The sequence below is a fragment of the Proteus sp. CA142267 genome, from assembly GCF_003336825.1.
Taxonomy (GTDB): Bacteria; Pseudomonadota; Gammaproteobacteria; order Enterobacterales; family Enterobacteriaceae; genus Proteus; species Proteus terrae.
Window position 1 is genome coordinate 148,624 of sequence record NZ_QPMG01000007.1, and the last position, 21,418, is coordinate 170,041.

Here is a 21,418-nt window from a genome sequence, read left to right on the forward strand (position 1 = left end):
TTAGAAATTCTTAAATTTTAATTTAATCATTATTAAATACAGTTTAGCTATGAAATTATAAGTTTAGAGATATAAGTATGAAATAAACTATATCTTAGTTTAAAAATTTAATTGATTAAGCGAAACCGCATTTTGATCTTTCTTTGATAATATAATTTTGGTATCCATTGAAATTGGCCAGTTAATTGACAAGTCAGGATCATTCCAGGCTATGGATAATTCTGCTGTAGGATTATAGTAATCTGTACATTTATAAACAAATTCAGCTTCTTCACTTGTAACAAAAAAACCATGTGCAAAACCTTCTGGTATCCAAAGTTGTTTTTTATTTTCTGCAGAAAGATATACCCCTATATATTTTCCAAATGTTTGTGAGTTTTTTCTAATGTCAACTGCAACATCAAAAACTTCACCAGATATAACTCTTACCAGTTTCCCTTGAGTATTTTTTGTTTGATAATGTAGGCCTCTTAATATATTTTTATTTGATTTTGAATGATTATCTTGAACAAAACTTACTGGATAACCAACTACCTCTTCAAAGATTTTTTGATTAAAGCTTTCATAAAAAAAGCCTCTATGATCACCAAATACTTTAGGCTCTAAAATTAATACATCAGGAATTTCTGTTTTAATAATATTCATAATTATTTGCTCTGAATCATTCTTAATAAATATTTACCATAGTCATTTTTAGACAAAGGTTTAGCAAGTTTTTTTACTTGTTCTTTATTAATAAAACCTTTTCTATAAGCAATTTCTTCTGGACAAGAAACTTTTAATCCTTGTCTTTCCTCTATAGTTTGAATGAAGTTGCTTGCATCAATAAGACTTTTATGTGTTCCTGTATCTAACCAGGCATATCCACGCCCCATCATGGCAACTGAGAGCTTATGCTGTTCTAGATATACTTTATTTACATCCGTGATTTCTAATTCACCTCGTGGGGAGGGTTGTAAATTCTTAGCAATATTAATGACATCATTATCATAGAAATATAAACCAGTGACTGCATAATTACTTTTGGGTTTTAATGGTTTTTCTTCTAATGAAATAGCTACTTTATTTTGATCGAATTCGACAACTCCATAGCGCTCAGGATCATTAACATGATAAGCAAAAACTGTCGCACCTTGATCTTTTTGAATTGCTTGTTCTAATTGTTTAGGGAGGTCATGACCATAAAAAATATTATCACCTAAAACAAGAGCGCAATTATCTGAACCAATAAAATCTTCACCAAGAATAAATGCTTGCGCTAGACCGTCAGGACTAGGTTGAACTTTATATTGAAGATGGATACCCCATTGGCTACCGTCACCTAATAGCTGTTGAAATCGAGGTGTATCTTGAGGTGTACTAATAATTAATATATCTCTTATTCCTGCTAACATAAGGGTACTAAGAGGATAATAAATCATTGGTTTATCATAAATTGGTAACAACTGCTTACTTACTGCCATTGTGACAGGATAAAGCCGAGTTCCTGAACCACCAGCAAGAATAATTCCTTTATATTTTTTCATTTTCTGTAAACTATAAGTATTGATATTTATTTGTTATCTAAAATTTCGTTTAGCATTCTATATATGCCAAATTTCCAGTTAGGTAATTCTAATCTGAAGTTTTTTTCGAATTTTTGGGTGTTTAAACGAGAGTTATATGGTCTAGATGCTGGTAAAGGGTATTCTGTGGCAGGAATTGGAGTTAAATTTTTAACTACTAAAGGTAATGAATATTCGCGTGCATATTTAAATATTAATGATGCATACTCAAACCAAGTTGTTGTTCCTTTTGCAGTTAAATGATACAACCCATAAAGTGGCTTCCCATTATCTAACGTACTTTTAATTGCATGAGCGGTACAATCAGCTAATAATTCAGCACTAGTGGGAGCTCCATACTGATCATTAATTACTGAGAGTGAGTCATATTTTTTTCCTAGTTTGAGCATTGTTTTTGCAAAGTTATTGCCTCTACTTGCGTAAACCCAACTAGTTCTAAAAATTATATATTTTTTACAGTTATTAATAATAGCTTGTTCACCTGCTAGTTTACTTTTTCCGTAAATATTTAAAGGTGCTGGAGCATCTGTTTCTAACCAAGGAATATCATTGGTTCCATCAAAAACATAATCTGTTGAATAATGTATTAATAAAGCACCAATTTTTTCAGCTGTTTTTGCAATGACTTCAACACTTTCAGAATTTACTTTAAATGCACTGATATCATCCGTTTCAGCTTTATCTACATTTGTATAAGCGGCAGCATTGACAATAACATCGGGTTTGATAGATAGAATAGTTTTTTCGAGTTTTGAAGGAAATAAAAAGTCAGCGTCGTATTCTGTTGATTTAGAATCTAAAGCAATTACAGTTCCTAATGGAGCTAAAGAACGCTGTAATTCCCAACCTACTTGTCCATTCTTTCCAAATAAGATAATTTTCATTATTTAGTTCTTTAATTACCCTAATATTAATATACTATATTTATAGCATTGAATATAAAGCTACCGCACTGGGTTTACGGCCCCCAGAGCGCCAAAATTTATCTCGAAAAACTCTTATCTTTTTGTAATATAAGAGTTTTGTTATATAAGCATACTTTATCAATATGCTAAAAACCGCACTGAGAGTAGACTCTTCAAACCAGACGGTCAAGTGATAGCTGGGTATTTTAGCATTGATTGAAGATATATAAATACTGGAATAACCGTCGATTCAGCCAGATCATTCTGAATTACATCAGCAAACGCTAACAAAAAGAATATGCCACCTATTCTTCAATAGATGGCAGTATATTTTGATACAACAGTTTAATTACTCTATTAAGCTGTTGGTGATTTATTACCAGCGCCAGCCCTTGGCAACCAAATCTCAACCCTTAACCCACCTAATGGGCTGTCATCGGCTTTAACATGGCCTCTATGTTGGCTTACTGCTGTTTCAACAATGGCTAATCCTAAGCCAGTGCCTCCTGATTCGCGATCTCTTGCTTCGTCAGTACGATAGAAAGGTCGGAAGATATGTTCTCTATCTTCTGGGCTAACACCTGGGCCATCATCATCAACAATAATCGTGATACCTTGGTTTTGTTCAGTAAAGGCAACCTCAATGCGAGAATTTGAATAACGTAAGGCATTACGAACAATATTTTCAAATGCACTAGCAAGTGAATATGGATTGCAGTAGATAGGCCATGCTCCTGGAGGTGTTGTCACTTGTAGCGTTTTATTACTCTGTTCAGCCTCAAATTTCGCATTATCTAAAATGTCATCCCACAGCTCGTTGGCTTTTACTGTTTCGCGCAATAACTCGTTTTTATGTTGGTTGCGTGAAAGAACTAGTAAATCATTAATCATGCCATCAAGGCGTTGAGTTTCAGTTTCAATGCGTTCTAGTTCTTTACTTTCTCCACTACGACGACGTAACAGTGCGCTCGCTAATTGTAAGCGTGTTAATGGTGTTCGTAACTCGTGAGAAATATCAGAAATTAAGCGTTGTTGTGCTTCAACCATACGTTCGAGTGCGCTTATCATCTGATTAAAGCTAGTACCTGCGGCTAAAAACTCTTGCGGGCCAGTCTCTAGTTCAGGGTGAGGGCGTAGGTTACCTTTAGCGACATCATCAGCTGCATTTTTAAGCTGTCTTGCAGGTTTCGCTAAGCTCCAAGAAAGCCATACTAATAATGGCGTGCTGATAAGCATGGTGAATATCAGTAGCAATAACGGCTTATCAAATAATAAGTTGATAAAGTCAGATTGAGGGCTACTTGAAGGACGTACGAGGTAAAGTTGGTAATGATCTTCACCATCTCTGACAGAGAATGGCCCTAACATCTCAGAACGACCATATTTTTTCTTTTTAGGGTGATCTGCGTTATCAGATTGACCAATAAAGTTTCTGACAACCTGCATCTCATTACGTTGAGCACCAATGATACGGCCTTCACTCGTAACAATAATTAAGCGCTGACCAGGGGGAGCCCATTTATCAATGGCACGAATTAATCGACGCCACCAAAGGAGATCGTTAGCGGGATCTTGAGCTAATTCAGCTTCGATATGTTGTTCTAGCATAACGCCTTGACGGTACTCACTCTCTAAAAGAGGGGTAAGCTGGCGCGAGTCCAGCTTTGGAACCATCATAACTAGCACGAGAACTAATGCTAGCGTCAGCCAGAATATTGCGAAAATGCGCGCTGACAGACTATTTATCATAAAGAATATTTATCAAGTTATTGAAACCATCAGATAACCGCGGCCACGTAAAGTTTTAAACCAAGGTTGTCCATCTGTTCTTTCTGGTAATTTACGGCGTAAATTAGAAATATGCATATCAATCGCTCTATCAAACGGTGTTAAGCGTTTACCAAGAACTTCTTGGCTTAGATGTTCGCGTGATACGACTTGCCCTAAATGCTGAGCAAGTAAATAAAGCAAAGTAAACTCCGTTCCTGTTAACTCTAGTGGTTCATTATCAAAACTTGCTTCTTGTCGACCAGGATTAAGTTGTAATTTATCGACCTGCAATGTTGGAGATGTATTGCTGTCAGTCTGTTTTTGTTCGCTCCAGTTAGAACGGCGCAAAATAGCTCTGATACGAGCAACCAGTTCTCTATCATTAAAAGGTTTTGGTAAATAGTCATCAGCACCTAGCTCTAAGCCGAGCACTCGGTCAAGATCACTACCTCTTGCCGTTAACATAATGACAGGGGTCTGGAAATTTTGGCGTAACTCTTTGAGTGTCTCAATCCCGTTTTTACGTGGCATCATAATATCCAGTAATAACAGGTCGATAGAAGCATCCAAAAGTTTAAGTGCTTGTTCGCCATCAGAGGCGATTACAACATTAAAGCCTTCCATTTCAAGCAGTTCTTTCAATAGCGATGTTAATTCGCGATCGTCATCCACTAATAAGATTTTATGCATTCGTCAATTCCTCCAAGAGAAAAATACGATAATAAATAGCGCGAATCTATGACTTTACGTTCTTTTACACGCTCTGACGCTAGTTTGCAGCCGCAACGGTATAGTAATCCACATAGCAAAGAATTACACATATTTAGGTAGCATTAATTAGGTCGGTATGAAATTACCGAATTAGGAGTGAAAGCAATGCGTAAAGTAGCAGTAGTTGCATTAGCATCAATGTTTTTGGCAGCTCCGACGGTAGTGTTAGCTGAAACCGCCAACACCAATCCGCCTACTGAGCAACAATATAATGGCAATTATCACTGTGATTATGGCTATGGTATGCATGGTGACCGTGATTATCGAGGTCATCGCGGACAACGCGGCCATATGATGAACAACGGTGGACATATGATGGATCGCGGTTATGCCGAATCACGTATGTTTAACGGTATCACATTAACTGAGCAACAACGTACTCAAATGCGCGATTTAATGCGCCAGCATCATCAAGACAGATATAACGGTGTATACCGTCAACGCCACGAGAATATGCACAAATTAGTGACAGCACCTCAATTTGATGAGGCAGCTGTAAGAGCACAAATGCAAGATATGGACAAACAAGCGATTGAACGCCATGTAGAAATGGCAAAAGTCCATAATCAGATGTATCAATTGTTAACCCCAGAACAGAAAGCGCAGTTGGAAAAGAATTACCAGCAGCAAATGTCAGACTTTGACGCACGTAATTAATTTAGTAAGTAGTTGAGTAAGAGTGTAGTAAAGATGTACCTAGTTAGAGAGTAAGTAGCAACAACGAAGTTTTTTCCTTGCCATAGACACCATCCCTGTCTTTTGCAGCCCCTCTGGAGAGGGGCTTTTTTTTGCCCAAAATCTACAACAATGCCTCTGGCGATTCAGGTAAAATCTGTCCGCCATCGACGATAATTGTTTGGCCTGTAATATATTTTGCTTCATTCGACGCAAAGAAGGCGGCGGCGTAGCCGATATCTTCTGGCTCACCTAATGTGTGAGTTGGGATTGATGCCTTCATCTGGTTTAAATAGGCTTCACCTTGAGCCTGTAAACCCTCAGTAAGGATATTTCCTGGCATCACGGCATTGATGGTAATACCGTGGCGTGCGTATTCAAGAGCTGCGCTACGCATAAAGCCTAATTGTCCTGCTTTGCTCGCACCATAATGGCTCCAGCCTGGATAGCCAGTAATAGCACCAGTAATGGAAGAGGTAATGATCACTCGACCTTGTTTTTGTTTCTCCATTACACGAAGTGCGGCTTTTACTAAAAAGAACATGCCTTTTAAGTTTACGGTATGCATTTTATCCCAGTCAGCTTCTGTCATCTCTTTAATTGTTGCTTGAGGGAAAATACCAGTATTGGAACAGAGAATATCGAGCTTGCCATACTCTTTTACGACATCATCAACGACTTTTTCACAGGCGGATTGCTGGGTGACATCAAGATGCATAAAACCAACACCCAATTCATCTTTTGTTTTATTACCAGCTACATCATCAATATCAGCAATAATTACTTTTGCACCACTGTTTTTTAGTGCGATAACGATACCTTTGCCAATACCCTTTGCACCACCTGAAACTAAAGCGATTTTACCCGTTAAATCAAACATAAAGCCTCCTATTAAGTGAGAGTTCTACTGTATCAGTCTAGGCTAAAAAGAGAAGAATGAGCCAAAGAACTTTGCCATAAGTCACAAATGTACCTCAGACGATTTTTTTCTTTAAAAGGATGACTCATCAACATAGGAAGGTAAACGGCAGATAAAACATCGTTTAAGAGAAAAACTGAATATTTATCAAAATATGCCGATGCTATTTTTTAGCATAAATAGTGTTTTTTTGAGATGAATGCAAAAAGGCAGTAAAGTGTCTGTATAAAAAGTGTTAACTTATTAGTGAAACATATTTGGGATAGGCTAGTATAATCTTTATACAGGCTATTTGATTAGTTTAATGCGCATCAAGTTTATGAAAAAAAATGTACGATAATGATGAACTGGTAAAAAATATGCGTACAATGGTATTGTTGAATCAATTCAGCATTTGCGATATCGGTAAATAACACCAGACAAGCCGGTATTGAGATAAAAAGTTATTCCAACAATTTTGCAATAATTACATCGAATAAGAATCAGAGGTAATCATGGTCAATGGGATCAAAAGAATTGGGGTTTTAACAAGTGGTGGTGATGCACCAGGTATGAATGCCGCGATCCGTGGTGTTGTTCGTGCCGCACTAAGTGAAGGTTTAGAGGTTTATGGGATTATGGATGGCTATATGGGGCTATACGAAAATCGCATGAAAAAACTCGACCGTTTTAGCGTGTCAGACATGATCAACCGTGGTGGTACATTCCTTGGCTCTGCTCGTTTCCCTGAATTCCGCGAAGACAATGTACGTGCTGTTGCCATCGAAAACATGAAACAAAATGAGCTGGATGCCTTAGTGGTTATTGGTGGTGATGGTTCTTATCTAGGTGCAAAAAAATTAACGGAAGCAGGTTTTCCATGCATCGGCTTACCGGGCACAATCGATAATGACGTTGCTGGTACTGACTACACCATCGGTTATTTCACTGCATTAGAAACTGCCGTTGAAGCCATTGACCGTTTACGTGATACCTCAACGTCTCACAAACGTATCTCTATCGTAGAAGTGATGGGTCGTTACTGTGGTGACTTAACACTGTCTGCTGCAATCGCTGGGGGCTGTGAATTTGTTGTTCTGCCTGAATCCGAATTACCATTTAATCGTGATGAACTGCTGGCAGAAATCAAAGCAGGTATTGAACGTGGTAAACGTCATGCAATCGTCGCAATTACCGAACACGTTTGTGATGTGCATGAATTAGCACGTTTTATTGAAGCTGAAACTAAACATGAAACGCGTGCAACAGTATTAGGTCATATTCAACGTGGTGGTTCTCCAGTTGCTTACGATCGTATTCTTGCTTCTCGTATGGGTGCTTACTCTGTACAACTGCTATTAGAAGGCTATGGCGGTCGTTGTGTTGGTATTCAAAACGAAAAACTGGTTCACCATGATATTATTGACGCGGTTATGAATATGAAACGTGTCTTTAAAGCTGACTGGTATGAAACCGCGAAAAAACTGTACTAATTAATAGATTTTCCGCAATACCAGAGCCTTTCTGAGTTCTATCCTTATTCGTGAACTGCTCTGATACATTCTCCTTGTGTCAGAGTAGCTTCTCGAGTGAAAACATTTCACTTAACGATCTCTATCCTTCTTTATTTCTTCTTATCCCCCTTATATTGATAGTCATATTCCTGTTATGTATATCCATCGGTTTTTTGTTATTTCATCGTTATAAAACTTTCTGTCAGCCTAGTTAAATATTTAACGATAGGGGATGGATAGATATGTTTAAACAATGGGGTTTATTATCGGCAGCTTTAGTAGCATTACTTTTTTCTAATATTTTATGGGCTAAAGATATTCAATTATTGAATGTCTCTTACGATCCGACAAGAGAACTTTATCAGCAGTATAACCCAGTATTTAGTCAGTATTGGGAGCAGAAAACGGGAGATAAAGTCACTATCCGCCAATCACATGGAGGATCAGGAAAGCAGGCGACATCAGTTATCAATGGTATTGAGGCAGATGTTGTTACATTAGCCCTTGCCTATGATATCGATGCGATCGCCCAAAGAGGAAGTATCGATAAACAATGGATCACTCGATTACCCGATAACTCCGCACCTTATACTTCAACAATTGTTTTTCTGGTGAGAAAAGGAAATCCTAAGCAAATAGTTGATTGGGATTCATTAATTAAGCCGGGCGTTTCAATTATTACGCCTAATCCCAAAACTTCAGGAGGTGCAAGATGGAATTACCTTGCAGCGTGGGGTTATGGATTAAAAGCCAATCATCAAGATAGTGAAAAAGCCAAAGCCTTCGTTAAAGCACTTTATCAGCAAGTTGAAGTATTAGATTCAGGTGCGAGAGGAGCAACAAATACATTTGTTGAGCGAGGTATTGGTGATGTATTAATTGCATGGGAAAACGAGGCGTTATTAGCGATTAATGAATTAGGCACAGATAAGTTTGAGATAGTCACACCATCAATATCTATTCTTGCAGAGCCTACTGTGTCGGTAGTCGATAAAGTTGTTGATAAACGAGGAACACGAGAAATTGCCACAGCGTATTTAGAATATCTTTATTCACCAGAAGGACAAGAGATCGCGGCAAAAAATTATTATCGTCCTAGAGATAAAGTAATCGCAGAGAAATACCAAGACAGTTTTCCAAAACTAGAACTATTTACACTTAATGAAGTTTTTGGTGATTGGCAATCCGCGCAGAAAATACATTTTGCGACAGGGGGCATATTTGATGAGATCAGTCGTCGTTGATAATCAAAGGTGAGAGAAACAAAAAAATCACCTTCTGTTTTATATCCAGTAAGGTGATTTTCTCTATTTTTTATCAATTAACGGCATCAGCCAGAAAGATAAAAATTATTTTTTCGCTTTAGCTTGTGCTGCTGCTTTAACGATAACGGCAAATGCGTCAGCTTTCAGTGAAGCGCCACCTACTAATGCGCCATCGATGTCTGGTTGACCAAACAGTTCTGCTGCATTTTTATCGTTAACAGAGCCACCATATTGAATGATAACTTGTTCAGCGATAGCGGCATCTTTCTTCGCGATATGATCACGAATAAATTTATGAACAGCTTGAGCTTGTGCTGGAGTTGCTGATTTACCTGTACCGATAGCCCAGATTGGCTCATAAGCGATAACGGCATCTTTAAATGCTGCTGCACCGTGTGCATTTAACACAGCATCGATTTGGCGAGCACATACTTCTTGAGTTTTGCCAGCTTCGTTTTCTGCTTCAGTTTCACCAATACATAATACTGGTGTTAAACCTAACTCTTTTAACACGCCGAATTTTTGAGCGATAAACTCGTCAGATTCTTTATGATAAGTGCGACGTTCAGAGTGACCAATGATAACGTATTTAACATCAACGTTTTTCAGCATCTCTGCTGAAGTTTCACCAGTGAAAGCACCTGATAAGTTAACACCTGTATCTTGAGCACCTAATGCAATACGGCTTCCACCAATTTCATGGCGTGCTTGGCATAGGTAAACTGCTGGTGGTGCGATAGCAACATCACAACCTGCAACACCGCTAACTTCTTTACGTAATGCAGCAATTAATTCATGAACCATATGAATGCTGCCGTTGAGTTTCCAGTTACCCATGACTAATGGATGGCGCATAACTTTTCCTCCAACCGAGTGGTTTAAATTTAGTTTGCTAATAAACACGAATTCTGTTGATGCACAACAGTATAGAGAACAATGAATAGAATAGCTTTGTTTTTTATCACGGAATAGCTGAAACGATCTTGCTGTTTAAAGAAAGCTTAATCGGTTCAATGGCGAAGGTTGTTAATTGGTCATTTTCATGGACAATAATATAGCGAATTGCACCCACATCATGGCTAATGTAATCAGAAGTTTGATTTTTAAATGCAAATAAATTGAGAGCCTCTTGAATTTGCTCTGAGGTTATTGATGAGTCAAATTGAGTGACTAAAGTAATAATGTATTGTGTCGTGATCTCACGATTTATCTTTTCTAGCTCAGGTGAATCAGGGGTGTGGAGCAGCGTTAGTTGTAAACTTTTTATTTTTTCGCTACCGCGCTCTAGTATTGCAGATGAATAGAGATAAGGCGTGATCCGTGTTGCTGCTCTGACAAGAGGGATCGCAATATCGTGATTGGTGATAATCTTATATTCATTAAGCGATAACAACGGATTTTGTTGATTAAATTTTGCTCTTAGCTCCGGAATAGTTATCTCAAAAACAGGTGCATCTTGTTTAAGATAAGCAATATCATCCTTTGCAGGCTGTTTTTGTGCGACAGACATCTCTGTTGCAAAAACAGAAGTTGGCAAACAAAGAGCAATGCTTATGATTATCAGGTATAACGTAGAAAGTGTGTTTGCTTTTATCATCTGTCCTCCGCTTGTCTGTGCTGTTATTGGCTAGTCTGTATTATTTGATACTAAATGGACAGTGTAATTCACAAATTAAGTAAATTATTGAGAATTTATGACCTTACAACATTGGGCATTTTCATTCAAAGGACGAATTGGGCGTCGTGACTTTTGGGCTGGTTTGGGTGCTTGCTTTGCGCTGTTTTTAGGCCTCTTTATTATCAATGATGTGATTTATCCATTACCTACCACTGTAATATGGATAGTATTCCTTTCTATTCTTTATCCGCTATGTGCAATTTTTACAAAAAGACTTCATGATAGAAATAAAAGAGGAATATGGCTTTTATTACTCCTACTTGCCGTGATGTTAGGATTAGCCGATACCAGTAGTTTAGAGCCATTTTGGCAATGGGCAATGGGACGCTTTCTTCCTTCTTTTATTGGGATGATCATGTTGCTTGATTGCGGTGTATTCGTTGGTAACGACGGTGAAAATTACTTTGGTAAACAGGCAGAGCAAGTGAACTATCGTCGTTGGCGTTAATTCATATTATTAAAATCAGATGAATAAGGGTGAGATAAATAGACTCACCCTTATTTTTTGTATTATTACCAATATTGCTCACTGGTGATATGTCCGGGTTTGCGTCGTAAGTGCTTACGCATTTCCCGTTGTTCTTTTAATAATTGTTGAGTGTCTCTGACCATTTGAGGATTACCACACAACATAATATGGCTCTCTTCTGGGCTGATAGTTAAGCCAACCGTTTTTTCTAAAGCGCCACTTTCAATGAGTGCAGGGATACGTCCTGTCAATGAGCTAATATGATTTTCACGGCTGACAACGGTTTGAATGCGTAATTTACCTTGATAACGTTCAACCAGTTTTTCCATCAAAGATAAATAGCTTAAGTCATGAGCATATCGAACAGCATGAACAAGAACGATATTTTCAAATCGCTCAAGATCGTGTCCTAATTGCAAAATAGATAAAAAAGGTCCAATGGCTGTTCCCGTCGAAAGCATCCAAAGCGTATTTACTGTGGGAACCTCTTCTAATACAAAAAAACCGCTGGCTTGCTCAGTTACCAGTACTTCATCACCGACTTCTAGAGCACTTAGTTTAGAGCTTAATTTTCCATCAGGAACAGTTACTAGATAGAACTCTAAATTGGGATCATCTGGTGCGTTTACATAAGAGTAGGCTCGTTGTACTCGCTCGCCATCGATATCTAGCGCTAATTTTGCAAATTGCCCGGCTGTAAACTTATCAATAGGAGCATTGACGACGAGACTCATTAACGCATCAGTCCAGTGATGAACTTGAGTAACTTTTCCATTCACCCAATTAGCCATAGAGATTATCTCCTTTTGATAAACATGCTTATGTTGCTTATTTATTCTAAATAGGAAGTGGCTTTTTATTTATCAAGATGGTGTGGTGATGTGATTAATCTAAGGATCTGTCAATAAATGACACAATATGTACATTTATATTGACAACTATGGTGTATTTCTCTGACATTAATCTTTATACAAAAATTGCTGGCTATCTCGCAAATTTCTCCAAATTTGTTAACTTAGTCTCATTCTGAAAAGGCATGTATTTTGCGGAGTTTATTTTTATAAATTCTCTGTGGTGTGCGCCTGTCCGTTAATTTATTTATCTGAAATTCTTGAGCAAAGAAAAGAAATGAGAAAGTTAGAACATGCAAATTTATTATTATTGATAATTGCACTGGTTGCTGTGGGTCAAATGACTCAAACTATTTATGTTCCTGTTATTGCTGATATGGCGGTTTACTTTGGTGAACCCACTGGGGCGGTACAGCAAGTAATGGGTGCCTATCTTTTTTCTTATGGTTTTTCACAGCTAATTTATGGACCTATTTCCGACAAAGTAGGGCGCCGTCCTGTTATTTTAGTCGGAATGACGATCTTTTGCTTATCAACGCTGGTGGCAATTTTCTCGCAAAATTTAACCACACTGGTTATTGCAAGTACCTTACAAGGGATGGGAACAGGTGTTGCCGGTGTCATGACACGTACTCAACCTCGTGATTTATATACAGGAACTGCATTGCGTTACGCCAATAGCTTATTAAATATGGGCGTCTTAGTTAGCCCACTATTAGCGCCGATGATTGGTGGTGTTGTTGCTCACTTCTTTGGCTGGCATGCGTGTTATATCTTCTTATTATTATTGGGAAGTAGTGTTCTTTTCTGTATGTATCGTTGGATGCCAGAAACGCGCCCAGTACAAGTTGAAAAACGTAAGATGCTGTCATCATTTTACTTACTGCTTTCAAATAGTACCTTCAGTGCATTTTTGATTATGTTGATTTGCGCATTATCTGGTATTGCTGTTTTTGAGGCATCAAGCGGTGTATTAATGGGGGGAGTATTAGGATTAAATAGTATTACTATCAGTATATTATTTATTTTACCGATCCCTGCGGCATTTTTTGGGGCTTGGTATGCTGGTCGTGAAGGTAAAACCTTTGTACAACTGATGTGGCACTCTGTTTTTTGTTGTTTATCTGCGGGTATTTTAATGTGGATACCTGGTTGGCTAAATATTATTAATATCTGGACATTACTGGTGCCAGCGGCGCTGTTTTTCTTTGGTGCAGGTATGTTATTCCCATTAGCAACAACCGGTGCGATGGAGCCATTCCCTTATTTAGCGGGCTCTGCAGGTGCGCTGGTGGGTGGTTTACAAAATGTGGGTTCAGGTGTAGCAACATGGTTTTCAGCTTTATTGCCACAACATAACCAATTTAGCTTAGGCATGATTATGTTTGGTATGTCGGTAGCTATTATACTTTGTTGGCTTCCTTTGGCTCATCGTTTTAGCCATGAAGAGCATACGATTTAATTGACTGATACAGTAAGTTAAATAAAAAATGCCGAGATAAAAAATCTCGGCATTTTGGTTTTGTAGCCTAGGCTACTTCTCTCTCAAACTGTTTTACTGCAATTAAGCGCGATCTTCCCACTCTTGAGCGCGAGCAACTGCTTTTTTCCAGCCGTTATAGCGATAGTTACGCTCAGTAGTTTCGATGCCAGGGCGGAATTCTTTATCAATCGCCGCTTTGTTTTTCACTTCTTCTAAATCATTCCAGAAACCGATAGCAAGACCCGCAAGGAATGCTGCACCTAATGCGGTACTTTCGCGGACAACAGGGCGCTCTACACGAGTACCTAAAATATCGGATTGGAACTGCATTAAGAAGTTGTTAGCAACAGCGCCACCATCAACTCGCAGTGATTGTAAACGCGCACCTGAATCGGCTTGCATTGCATCAAGCACATCGCGTGTTTGATAAGCAATAGATTCTAAAGTTGCACGAATAATGTGATTACGGTTAGCACCACGGGTTAAACCAAAAATAGCACCACGCGCATACGGGTCCCAATATGGTGCGCCTAAACCTGTAAATGCAGGAACAACATAGACGCCATTAGTATCGTTAACTTTCGTTGCGAAGTATTCAGAGTCAGTGGCCTCATCAATCAGTTTTAGCTCATCACGTAGCCATTGAATAGAAGCACCACCAACGAATACCGCACCTTCTAGAGCATAGTTTACTTCACCACGAGGGCCACAACAGATTGTTGTTAACAAGCCATGATTAGAGCGAACGGCTTCTTTACCTGTGTTCATCAGTAAGAAGCAACCTGTACCATAGGTATTTTTCGCCATACCGCTTTGTACGCAAAGTTGGCCATAGAGTGCAGCTTGTTGGTCACCTGCCATACCTGCGATAGGAATACGTGTACCACCTTTACCACCAATGTTTGTTTGGCCATAAACTTCAGAAGATGCCACCACTTTTGGTAGCATATTGCGAGGAATATCCAGCAGATCGAGGATTTTTTGATCCCAATCTAAAGAGTGGATATTAAATAACATGGTACGTGAGGCATTAGTAAAGTCAGTAACGTGAACGCGGCCTTGTGTCATTTTCCAAACTAACCAAGTATCGACAGTACCGAATAACAATTCACCTTTTTCGGCTTTTTCACGAGCGCCTTCGACGTTGTCGAGGATCCATTTTAATTTTGTACCAGAGAAATAAGGGTCAACCATCAAACCCGTATTTTGACGAATATATTCTTCAACACCTTCTTTATCTTTTAAGCGAGTACAGAAATCCGCAGTACGACGGCATTGCCATACAATCGCGTTATAAACAGGTTTACCAGTTTCTTTATCCCATACAATAGTGGTTTCACGTTGGTTTGTGATACCAATACCAGCAACGTGGTCGGATGGAATATCTGCTTTTGCTAATACTTCAACTAAGGTTGCACTTTGTGTTGCCCAAATTTCCATTGGATCGTGTTCAACCCAGCCTGGCTTAGGATAGATTTGGGTGAATTCACGCTGTGAGATACTGACGATATTTGCATCGTGGTCGATGACTACGGCGCGTGAACTGGTTGTACCCTGATCCAGCGCAACAATGTATTTTTTCTCGGTATTCGATGTATTTGTTTCTGTTGTCATGTTAGTAACCTGTTCTGATAATCAACAATATTGCCCTTAATTTTATTTATCGTCTTCGATTTTGCAGGTATCGCAAGGTAAGTGACGGCCAATTAATTTACGGTAAGCCAATGCACCTAAGATACCACCGATAAATGGAGCAATCATTGGAACTAAGAAATAAGGGATATCACGTCCACCAGTCAGCGCAATATCACCCCAGCCAGCAAAGTACGCAACCAGTTTTGGACCAAAGTCACGAGCTGGGTTTAAGGCGAATCCGGTTAGTGGACCAAATGCACCACCGATTACGGCAATTAAGATACCAATTAATAAAGGTGCTAATGGGCCTTTAGGTACACCGTTACCATCATCAGTTAAGGCTAAAATTAAGCCAACAAGGATAACGGCAATGATAACTTCGACAACAAAGGCATGTGCAACGGAAATTTGAGCTGCGGGATAAGTAGAGAATACACCGGCAGTGAAGAGACTTTCTTGTGAGCCCCTGACAATGCCATTAACTTGTTCATAGTCGATAAAAACATTGTAGTACATAAAGTACACAATGGCTGCGGCAAAGAAGCCACCTAACATTTGTGCAATAATATAAGGAACAACTTTTCTGCGTTCAAAGCAAGCAAATAGCCAAAACGCAACGGTAACAGCAGGGTTCAGGTGTGCACCAGAGGTGCCGGCGGTAAGATAAACGGCTAAGGCAACACCCAGCCCCCAGATAATACTTATCTCCCATAATCCCAGTTGAGCACCTGCAATACGTACTGCAGCAACACAACCAAGACCAAAGAAGACTAGCAACGCAGTTCCGATAAATTCAGAAATGCATTGACCCATAAGAGAGGTTTTCGTCTGGCTCATATATTCTATCCTGAAAGAGGGTTATTTATTGTTAGTATTCTTTTCGAATTGAAAAGATAACTGTGAATTTATCGTTAATGAGCGTAAACGAGAATAAGCGAAATTGAAATTTGTGTGTCTCATCAAGAAAATGAGTGAAAACGCTCTTAATTAGTGACTTGATCGACATTTGTAATGTGATCTGACCAGTGTTTTTGATAAATTGAAAAAAGAATGTAATTCCTCGGAAGATGCTAGACAGTTGTTGATAGGCTACTTACAATCGGAAGTATCGATTATATGGGGGATTACAGTATGTCATTTGAAGTTTTCGAGAAGTTAGAATCAAAAGTACAACAAGCAATTGATACCATCACGTTATTACAGATGGAAATCGAAGAGCTAAAAGAAAAAAATGATGCGCTGAACCAAGAAGTTCAAGAAGCGAAAGGATCGCGCGAAGCTCTTGTTCGTGAAAATGAAGAGCTGAAACAAGAGCAATCAAGCTGGCAAGAGCGTTTACGCGCGCTGTTAGGCAAAATGGAAGACGTGCAATAATTGTCTTTGTTTGCTTAAAGCCTAAGAAAACAAAAGCCACCTTTAGGTGGCTTTTGAGTATTGAAATCGTAAGAATGCAGATAAAAAGTAACAATTACTCTTCAATCAAATCTTCATCTAAGCCTAATGGCTCTTCAGATAAGATGATCCCTGTGTTATCAGCATAAAGATAATCACCAGAGAAGAAGGTAACGCCCCCGAAGTTAACACGGATATCACTTTCACCAATGCCTTCACTTGGGCAACCTGCTGGGATAGCTGCCATCGCTTGAATACCTAAATCAAGCTCTGATAATGCATCAACTTGACGTACTGCACCGTAAACGACAATGCCTTCCCATTCATTAGAAACAGCGAGTTGCGCTAGTTCAGCATCAACTAAGGCTTTACGAACAGAGCCACCGCCATCGACCAAAAGAATACGGCCTTTGCCATTTTCTTCGAGTAAGTCATAAAGCAGGCCATTATCTTCAAAACATTTAACGGTGATAATTTGCCCGTTAAAGGCACTTTGACCACCAAAGTTTGAGAAAAGCGGTTCTACGACATTGATATCTTCTTGATAGATATCACAGAGTTCAGAAGTATCATATTTCATAGGAGATTACGTCAGGTTGCCACAGGAAATCTCAGTATATCCCTTAACAGGGGCGGTTGGCAAAAGACTCACTGAAAATTCAGTGAGTCAAATCAACAATCGAGTGAAATTATTCTAAAACTAAACCTAAAGAGAAAAGAACGTTAGTTAGTAGTGCTACTTTTACCATGTGTTCGAGTAGAGGACGCATCGCCTCACCGGAGTGATCGGCATTCACACGCTTGATATGCAGTAAAAGCATTGGGGTAGCGAGTAAAAATAACCACGCTGTCCAGCGGTGCATATAAAGTAGGGTAAAGATAATTAAGCAAGCAATAGAGAGAAAAATAACACACGTATGGTAAGTGCGTGAGCCAGCAGGGCCTAAGCGAACAGCTAATGTATTTTTACCTGCCTGAATATCACTTTCTAAATCGCGCATATTATTAATATTTAGAACAGCGACAGAAAGTAAACCACAGGCTGTGGCTGGAAGTAGAGTAACAATATCAAAGGTATTGGATTGCAAGTAATAAGTTCCGATGACGCTTAACCAGCCAAAGAAAATTAAAACAGAAATATCACCCAGTCCCATATATCCATAAGGCCGTTTACCCACGGTATAAGTAATTGCGGCAACAATAGCGAGTAAACCCATCACTAAGAAGCCAATAGCGTCTTCTGGCTTTTTACAGGCGACAATAATCAGTGCAATACCACAAATACAAGAAATAATAACATTTAGGATCAGCGCTTTTTTCATTTGGGCTGCTGTTATCATGCCTTTTTGCATTCCACGAAGTGGCCCTAAACGCTCTTCAGTATCCGTTCCTTTTACGGCGTCACCATAGTCATTGGCAAGGTTTGATAGGATTTGTAACGTTCCCGCCGTCAATATAGCAAGCAGTGCAATAGGTAGCTCAAAATGACCCATCCAATACGCTAATGCTGAACCCGTCACAATGGCAATTAATCCCAAAGGGAGTGTTTTGGGTCGTAAACTTTCAAGCCAGGCTTGAGTCCGGCTAGTGGAATTTAGAGAGCTCATGCTGAAATTCGATACTCATGTTCGTTGTTATTATAAAAATAAGAATGGGAGGCAAGCCTCCCACGTAAATATTGCTGATAAGGATCGCACAAGTTGATTATAAAATAAATCGACTCAGATCTTCATCTGCTACAAGCTCATCCAGATGCTGTTTCACATATTCTGCATCAATCAATACTGATTGACCTTGACGTTCACTTGCATCATAGGAAATTTCTTCCATCAAACGCTCTAAAACAGTATGTAAACGACGAGCACCAATATTTTCAGTGGTTTCGTTTACGCGCCATGCTGATTCAGCAATTTTGCGAATACCGTCTTCAGTGAAGCTAATGGACACACCTTCGGTAGCCATTAATGCTTCATACTGTTTTGTTAATGATGCATTAGGTTCAGTTAGAATACGCTCAAAATCTTCTGCTGTCAGCGCTTGAAGTTCAACGCGAATTGGCAGACGTCCTTGTAATTCAGGAATTAAATCAGAAGGACTTGAAACTTGGAAAGCGCCTGATGCAATAAACAGAATATGGTCTGTTTTTACCATACCGTGTTTTGTTGAAACTGTACAACCTTCAACCAGTGGTAAGAGGTCACGTTGTACACCTTCACGAGAAACGTCAGGGCCAGAACTTTGTCCGCCACGTTTACAGATTTTGTCTACTTCATCAATAAAGACGATACCGTGTTGTTCTACCGCATCAATAGCTTGCTGTTTAAGCTCTTCAGGGTTAACTAATTTAGCGGCTTCTTCTTCAACAATAAGCTTAAACGCATCCTTGATTTTCATCTTGCGCGCTTTTTGTTTTTGACCTGCTAAATTTTGGAACATAGATTGTAATTGGTTAGTCATCTCTTCCATTCCTGGAGGAGCCATAATTTCAACACCCATTGGTGTTGCAGATAACTCAATTTCAATCTCTTTATCGTCTAATTGGCCTTCACGTAATTTTTTACGGAAAGATTGACGTGCAGCTGAGGGTTCTGATGCTTGCTCTGCTACACCCCAGTTATTTTTTGCTGGTGGAATAAGTACATCAAGGATACGCTCTTCAGCCATTTCCTCAGCACGGAAACGATTTTTATCGATAGCTTGGCTACGTACCATTTTAACCGCAGAGTCGGTTAAATCACGGATAATAGAATCAACTTCTTTACCCACATAACCCACTTCGGTGAATTTAGTCGCTTCAACTTTGATGAAAGGTGCGTTCGCCAATTTTGCTAAACGGCGTGCAATTTCAGTTTTACCTACACCAGTAGGTCCAATCATCAGAATATTTTTAGGTGTTACTTCATGACGCAGCGCTTCATCAAGCTGCATACGACGCCAGCGGTTACGTAGGGCAATCGCCACAGCACGTTTCGCTTTATCTTGACCAATAATAAATCTATCGAGTTCGCTGGCAATCTCGCGAGGAGTCATTTCAGACATGCTCTCTAATCCTTACTCTTTTGAAGAGAGTTCTTCAAAGTTGACATTATGGTTAGTGTAAATACAGATATCTCCAGCGATGCTAAGTGCTTTTTCAGCAATTTCTCGTGCAGAGAGTTCGGTATTTTCTAGCATAGCTCTAGCCGCTGCTTGTGCATAAGGGCCACCAGAACCGATAGCAATTAAATCGTTTTCTGGTTGAACCACATCACCATTACCCGTGATGATAAGAGATGTATTTTCATCTGCAACAGCAAGCAACGCTTCTAATTTGCGTAGCATTCTGTCTGTGCGCCAATCTTTAGCAAGTTCTACCGCAGCTTTTGTTAAATGCCCTTGGTGAAGTTCTAATTTGCGCTCAAACAGTTCAAAAAGAGTAAAAGCATCAGCAGTGCCGCCAGCAAATCCCGCAATGACTTTGTCGTTATAAAGACGGCGTACTTTGCGAACATTGCCCTTCATGACGGTATTACCCATCGTCGCCTGTCCATCACCACCGATTACAACTTGGCCCTTACGGCGAACACTTACGATTGTAGTCATGAGTCAGCCCCTGGTTTAATCAATAAAAAAGTGAGACGGGAAGTGCCTTTATTTAAGATAAAGCACGGCCCGTTGTGTGAATTAGAATTATAGGTGGGGGAGAAAATTTATTTTTCAACCCCCAGAAGAGCGAAGAATACAACCTGATACGCCAGCTCCAGCTGCTTGTCTACTCACAGAGTTGGCTTGTTCTTTATTGTAAGGGCCTGATAAAACGCGGATCCAACCATCATTGCCTTTTGTTACTCGGCTTTCAACACCAGAAAAAGCCAGTGTTGCTCTTACTGATTCAGCTTGTTCGGTATTTTTAAATGAACCGCATTGCACTAAAAAGTTTGCTTCAGTGACAGCAGGTTTAGTCGGTGTAACAATCGCAGGTGCAGGCGCTTGCGGTTGTTGAGTTTGTACAGGCTGTTGTGCAACAGAAGGTGTTGTTATTGCAGGTGGTGTTACAACCACTTGTGAGCGAGGTACTTCACCATTGTAAGGCACTTCTGGCAGTTGAACGGCAGGTTGGCGCTTATCCGCTTCAATTTGTTGTAAAAAACGCAACTGCTCAGGTGAAAGTGTTGCTTTCGGATTAATCTGGCTACCCGATGAAGGATATTCAGGTTGTAAAGGCGTACCTACCTGACGATTTTCCAATTCTTTAATATATTGCCAACGCTCTTGAGGTTTTGGCGGTAGGCTATTCGCTGGATGTTGTCCAGTGACAGTCGGCGTTGTTTCTACGGCTTCTTTTTTATTATGTGTAATAAAATAGAGGCCGCCGATAAACAGCGCCACAATAGCGATTGCCGCGATAAGCGTTGTTAAAGGCAGCCCTTTAGCAGCCTTTTTGCTTTTACTTTTCGTTGTCTTTTTACGACGAGCAGATGTCTGCCCTCGTCCCACATAGTCTCGTTGTGCCACAGTTCGATTCGCTGATAATTAAAGGAATAGGTATCACAAACGATATGTTACTT

Annotated in this window: 22 protein-coding genes; 6 read left to right on the forward strand and 16 right to left on the reverse strand. The window is 39.5% G+C overall.

The features are described from left to right. Positions 1 to 99: 99 nt before the first annotated feature. The 5 genes from rfbC to cpxR all read right to left on the reverse strand — a co-directional run bounded on the left by rfbC (position 100) and on the right by cpxR (position 4,930). Complete coding sequence (gene rfbC / locus C0T34_RS12875) at positions 100 to 645, reverse strand: dTDP-4-dehydrorhamnose 3,5-epimerase (RefSeq protein WP_162556830.1); 546 nt, start codon at positions 643 to 645, stop codon at positions 100 to 102. A 2-nt stretch (positions 646 to 647) separates the two neighbouring features. Further along, positions 648 to 1,526: a glucose-1-phosphate thymidylyltransferase RfbA gene (gene rfbA / locus C0T34_RS12880; RefSeq protein ID WP_109850276.1), complete on the reverse strand. Its 879-nt coding sequence runs from the start codon at positions 1,524 to 1,526 to the stop codon at positions 648 to 650. A gap of 26 nt (positions 1,527 to 1,552) precedes the next feature. Further along, positions 1,553 to 2,449 (reverse strand): dTDP-4-dehydrorhamnose reductase, encoded by an 897-nt coding sequence (gene rfbD / locus C0T34_RS12885; protein ID WP_109850277.1) that lies wholly within the window; start codon positions 2,447 to 2,449, stop codon positions 1,553 to 1,555. Between the two features lie 378 nt (positions 2,450 to 2,827). Next, a complete protein-coding gene (gene cpxA, locus C0T34_RS12890) occupies positions 2,828 to 4,219 on the reverse strand; it encodes an envelope stress sensor histidine kinase CpxA (protein ID WP_088494095.1) in 1,392 nt (463 codons plus the stop codon). A gap of 12 nt (positions 4,220 to 4,231) precedes the next feature. Then, a complete protein-coding gene (cpxR, locus tag C0T34_RS12895) occupies positions 4,232 to 4,930 on the reverse strand; it encodes an envelope stress response regulator transcription factor CpxR (RefSeq protein WP_023583423.1) in 699 nt (232 codons plus the stop codon). A gap of 186 nt (positions 4,931 to 5,116) precedes the next feature. Between cpxR and cpxP the strand changes: the two genes are divergently transcribed. Next, positions 5,117 to 5,668 (forward strand): cell-envelope stress modulator CpxP, encoded by a 552-nt coding sequence (gene cpxP, locus C0T34_RS12900; protein WP_098941454.1) that lies wholly within the window; start codon positions 5,117 to 5,119, stop codon positions 5,666 to 5,668. Between the two features lie 142 nt (positions 5,669 to 5,810). Here the strand turns inward: cpxP and fabG are convergent, their stop codons facing one another. Then, on the reverse strand, positions 5,811 to 6,566 hold the full coding sequence (gene fabG / locus C0T34_RS12905) for a 3-oxoacyl-ACP reductase FabG (protein ID WP_098941453.1): 756 nt from the start codon (positions 6,564 to 6,566) through the stop codon (positions 5,811 to 5,813). 533 nt (positions 6,567 to 7,099) lie between these two features. Between fabG and pfkA the strand changes: the two genes are divergently transcribed. Both pfkA and C0T34_RS12915 read left to right on the forward strand, forming a co-directional pair. Continuing rightward, positions 7,100 to 8,077, forward strand: a complete 978-nt coding sequence (gene pfkA / locus C0T34_RS12910; RefSeq protein ID WP_075673000.1) for a 6-phosphofructokinase — start codon at positions 7,100 to 7,102, stop codon at positions 8,075 to 8,077. 263 nt (positions 8,078 to 8,340) lie between these two features. After that, entirely contained in the window at positions 8,341 to 9,342 is a 1,002-nt protein-coding gene (locus C0T34_RS12915; RefSeq protein ID WP_109850278.1) for a sulfate ABC transporter substrate-binding protein, read from the forward strand. 105 nt (positions 9,343 to 9,447) lie between these two features. Here the strand turns inward: C0T34_RS12915 and tpiA are convergent, their stop codons facing one another. Both tpiA and C0T34_RS12925 read right to left on the reverse strand, forming a co-directional pair. Next, a complete protein-coding gene (tpiA, locus tag C0T34_RS12920) occupies positions 9,448 to 10,218 on the reverse strand; it encodes a triose-phosphate isomerase (protein WP_069366847.1) in 771 nt (256 codons plus the stop codon). A gap of 106 nt (positions 10,219 to 10,324) precedes the next feature. Continuing rightward, positions 10,325 to 10,960, reverse strand: coding sequence for a DUF1454 family protein (locus C0T34_RS12925; protein ID WP_109850279.1), 636 nt, complete (start codon positions 10,958 to 10,960; stop codon positions 10,325 to 10,327). Between the two features lie 97 nt (positions 10,961 to 11,057). Between C0T34_RS12925 and C0T34_RS12930 the strand changes: the two genes are divergently transcribed. Beyond that, positions 11,058 to 11,489, forward strand: a complete 432-nt coding sequence (locus tag C0T34_RS12930) for a DUF805 domain-containing protein (RefSeq protein WP_098941450.1) — start codon at positions 11,058 to 11,060, stop codon at positions 11,487 to 11,489. Positions 11,490 to 11,554: 65 nt separating this feature from the next. Here C0T34_RS12930 and fpr read toward each other — a convergent pair whose 3' ends face one another. Next, positions 11,555 to 12,301: a ferredoxin--NADP(+) reductase gene (gene fpr / locus C0T34_RS12935; protein WP_098941449.1), complete on the reverse strand. Its 747-nt coding sequence runs from the start codon at positions 12,299 to 12,301 to the stop codon at positions 11,555 to 11,557. A 337-nt stretch (positions 12,302 to 12,638) separates the two neighbouring features. Between fpr and emrD the strand changes: the two genes are divergently transcribed. Beyond that, positions 12,639 to 13,823, forward strand: a complete 1,185-nt coding sequence (gene emrD, locus C0T34_RS12940; RefSeq protein ID WP_098941448.1) for a multidrug efflux MFS transporter EmrD — start codon at positions 12,639 to 12,641, stop codon at positions 13,821 to 13,823. Between the two features lie 102 nt (positions 13,824 to 13,925). On the opposite strand, the gene glpK is transcribed toward emrD, so the two are convergent. Together glpK and C0T34_RS12950 are read right to left on the reverse strand one after the other, a co-directional pair. Then, positions 13,926 to 15,458 (reverse strand): glycerol kinase GlpK, encoded by a 1,533-nt coding sequence (gene glpK / locus C0T34_RS12945; protein ID WP_098941447.1) that lies wholly within the window; start codon positions 15,456 to 15,458, stop codon positions 13,926 to 13,928. 42 nt (positions 15,459 to 15,500) lie between these two features. Then, positions 15,501 to 16,316: an MIP/aquaporin family protein gene (locus C0T34_RS12950; protein ID WP_075672993.1), complete on the reverse strand. Its 816-nt coding sequence runs from the start codon at positions 16,314 to 16,316 to the stop codon at positions 15,501 to 15,503. A gap of 294 nt (positions 16,317 to 16,610) precedes the next feature. Between C0T34_RS12950 and zapB the strand changes: the two genes are divergently transcribed. Further along, positions 16,611 to 16,853 (forward strand): cell division protein ZapB, encoded by a 243-nt coding sequence (gene zapB / locus C0T34_RS12955; protein WP_036933299.1) that lies wholly within the window; start codon positions 16,611 to 16,613, stop codon positions 16,851 to 16,853. A 94-nt stretch (positions 16,854 to 16,947) separates the two neighbouring features. Here the strand turns inward: zapB and rraA are convergent, their stop codons facing one another. The 5 genes from rraA to ftsN form a co-directional block, all read right to left on the reverse strand. Next, positions 16,948 to 17,451 (reverse strand): ribonuclease E activity regulator RraA, encoded by a 504-nt coding sequence (gene rraA / locus C0T34_RS12960; RefSeq protein WP_098941446.1) that lies wholly within the window; start codon positions 17,449 to 17,451, stop codon positions 16,948 to 16,950. Positions 17,452 to 17,560: 109 nt separating this feature from the next. Then, the gene (locus tag C0T34_RS12965) at positions 17,561 to 18,478 is read right to left on the reverse strand and encodes a 1,4-dihydroxy-2-naphthoate polyprenyltransferase (RefSeq protein ID WP_098941445.1); all 918 of its coding nucleotides are present in this window, start codon (positions 18,476 to 18,478) and stop codon (positions 17,561 to 17,563) included. Positions 18,479 to 18,575: 97 nt separating this feature from the next. Next, a complete protein-coding gene (hslU, locus tag C0T34_RS12970; protein ID WP_075672990.1) occupies positions 18,576 to 19,910 on the reverse strand; it encodes an HslU--HslV peptidase ATPase subunit in 1,335 nt (444 codons plus the stop codon). A 12-nt stretch (positions 19,911 to 19,922) separates the two neighbouring features. Beyond that, entirely contained in the window at positions 19,923 to 20,453 is a 531-nt protein-coding gene (hslV, locus tag C0T34_RS12975) for an ATP-dependent protease subunit HslV (RefSeq protein ID WP_006534149.1), read from the reverse strand. A 114-nt stretch (positions 20,454 to 20,567) separates the two neighbouring features. Then, on the reverse strand, positions 20,568 to 21,365 hold the full coding sequence (ftsN, locus tag C0T34_RS12980; protein WP_109850280.1) for a cell division protein FtsN: 798 nt from the start codon (positions 21,363 to 21,365) through the stop codon (positions 20,568 to 20,570). Positions 21,366 to 21,418 lie beyond the last annotated feature (53 nt).

Excerpts from the sequence above, each read along its gene's own strand:
- tpiA (WP_069366847.1), bottom strand. The coding sequence starts at position 10,218 with ATGCGCCATCCATTAGTCATGGGTAACTGGAAACTCAACGGCAGCATT.
- C0T34_RS12915 (WP_109850278.1), top strand. The coding sequence starts at position 8,341 with ATGTTTAAACAATGGGGTTTATTATCGGCAGCTTTAGTAGCATTACTT.
- emrD (WP_098941448.1), top strand. The coding sequence starts at position 12,639 with ATGAGAAAGTTAGAACATGCAAATTTATTATTATTGATAATTGCACTG.
- hslV (WP_006534149.1), bottom strand. The coding sequence starts at position 20,453 with ATGACTACAATCGTAAGTGTTCGCCGTAAGGGCCAAGTTGTAATCGGT.
- glpK (WP_098941447.1), bottom strand. The coding sequence starts at position 15,458 with ATGACAACAGAAACAAATACATCGAATACCGAGAAAAAATACATTGTT.
- cpxP (WP_098941454.1), top strand. The coding sequence starts at position 5,117 with ATGCGTAAAGTAGCAGTAGTTGCATTAGCATCAATGTTTTTGGCAGCT.
- C0T34_RS12950 (WP_075672993.1), bottom strand. The coding sequence starts at position 16,316 with ATGAGCCAGACGAAAACCTCTCTTATGGGTCAATGCATTTCTGAATTT.
- rfbA (WP_109850276.1), bottom strand. The coding sequence starts at position 1,526 with ATGAAAAAATATAAAGGAATTATTCTTGCTGGTGGTTCAGGAACTCGG.
- pfkA (WP_075673000.1), top strand. The coding sequence starts at position 7,100 with ATGGTCAATGGGATCAAAAGAATTGGGGTTTTAACAAGTGGTGGTGAT.
- fabG (WP_098941453.1), bottom strand. The coding sequence starts at position 6,566 with ATGTTTGATTTAACGGGTAAAATCGCTTTAGTTTCAGGTGGTGCAAAG.
- zapB (WP_036933299.1), top strand. The coding sequence starts at position 16,611 with ATGTCATTTGAAGTTTTCGAGAAGTTAGAATCAAAAGTACAACAAGCA.
- cpxR (WP_023583423.1), bottom strand. The coding sequence starts at position 4,930 with ATGCATAAAATCTTATTAGTGGATGACGATCGCGAATTAACATCGCTA.
- C0T34_RS12965 (WP_098941445.1), bottom strand. The coding sequence starts at position 18,478 with ATGAGCTCTCTAAATTCCACTAGCCGGACTCAAGCCTGGCTTGAAAGT.
- C0T34_RS12925 (WP_109850279.1), bottom strand. The coding sequence starts at position 10,960 with ATGATAAAAGCAAACACACTTTCTACGTTATACCTGATAATCATAAGC.
- hslU (WP_075672990.1), bottom strand. The coding sequence starts at position 19,910 with ATGTCTGAAATGACTCCTCGCGAGATTGCCAGCGAACTCGATAGATTT.
- rfbC (WP_162556830.1), bottom strand. The coding sequence starts at position 645 with ATGAATATTATTAAAACAGAAATTCCTGATGTATTAATTTTAGAGCCT.
- fpr (WP_098941449.1), bottom strand. The coding sequence starts at position 12,301 with ATGGCTAATTGGGTGAATGGAAAAGTTACTCAAGTTCATCACTGGACT.
- rfbD (WP_109850277.1), bottom strand. The coding sequence starts at position 2,449 with ATGAAAATTATCTTATTTGGAAAGAATGGACAAGTAGGTTGGGAATTA.
- rraA (WP_098941446.1), bottom strand. The coding sequence starts at position 17,451 with ATGAAATATGATACTTCTGAACTCTGTGATATCTATCAAGAAGATATC.
- cpxA (WP_088494095.1), bottom strand. The coding sequence starts at position 4,219 with ATGATAAATAGTCTGTCAGCGCGCATTTTCGCAATATTCTGGCTGACG.
- C0T34_RS12930 (WP_098941450.1), top strand. The coding sequence starts at position 11,058 with ATGACCTTACAACATTGGGCATTTTCATTCAAAGGACGAATTGGGCGT.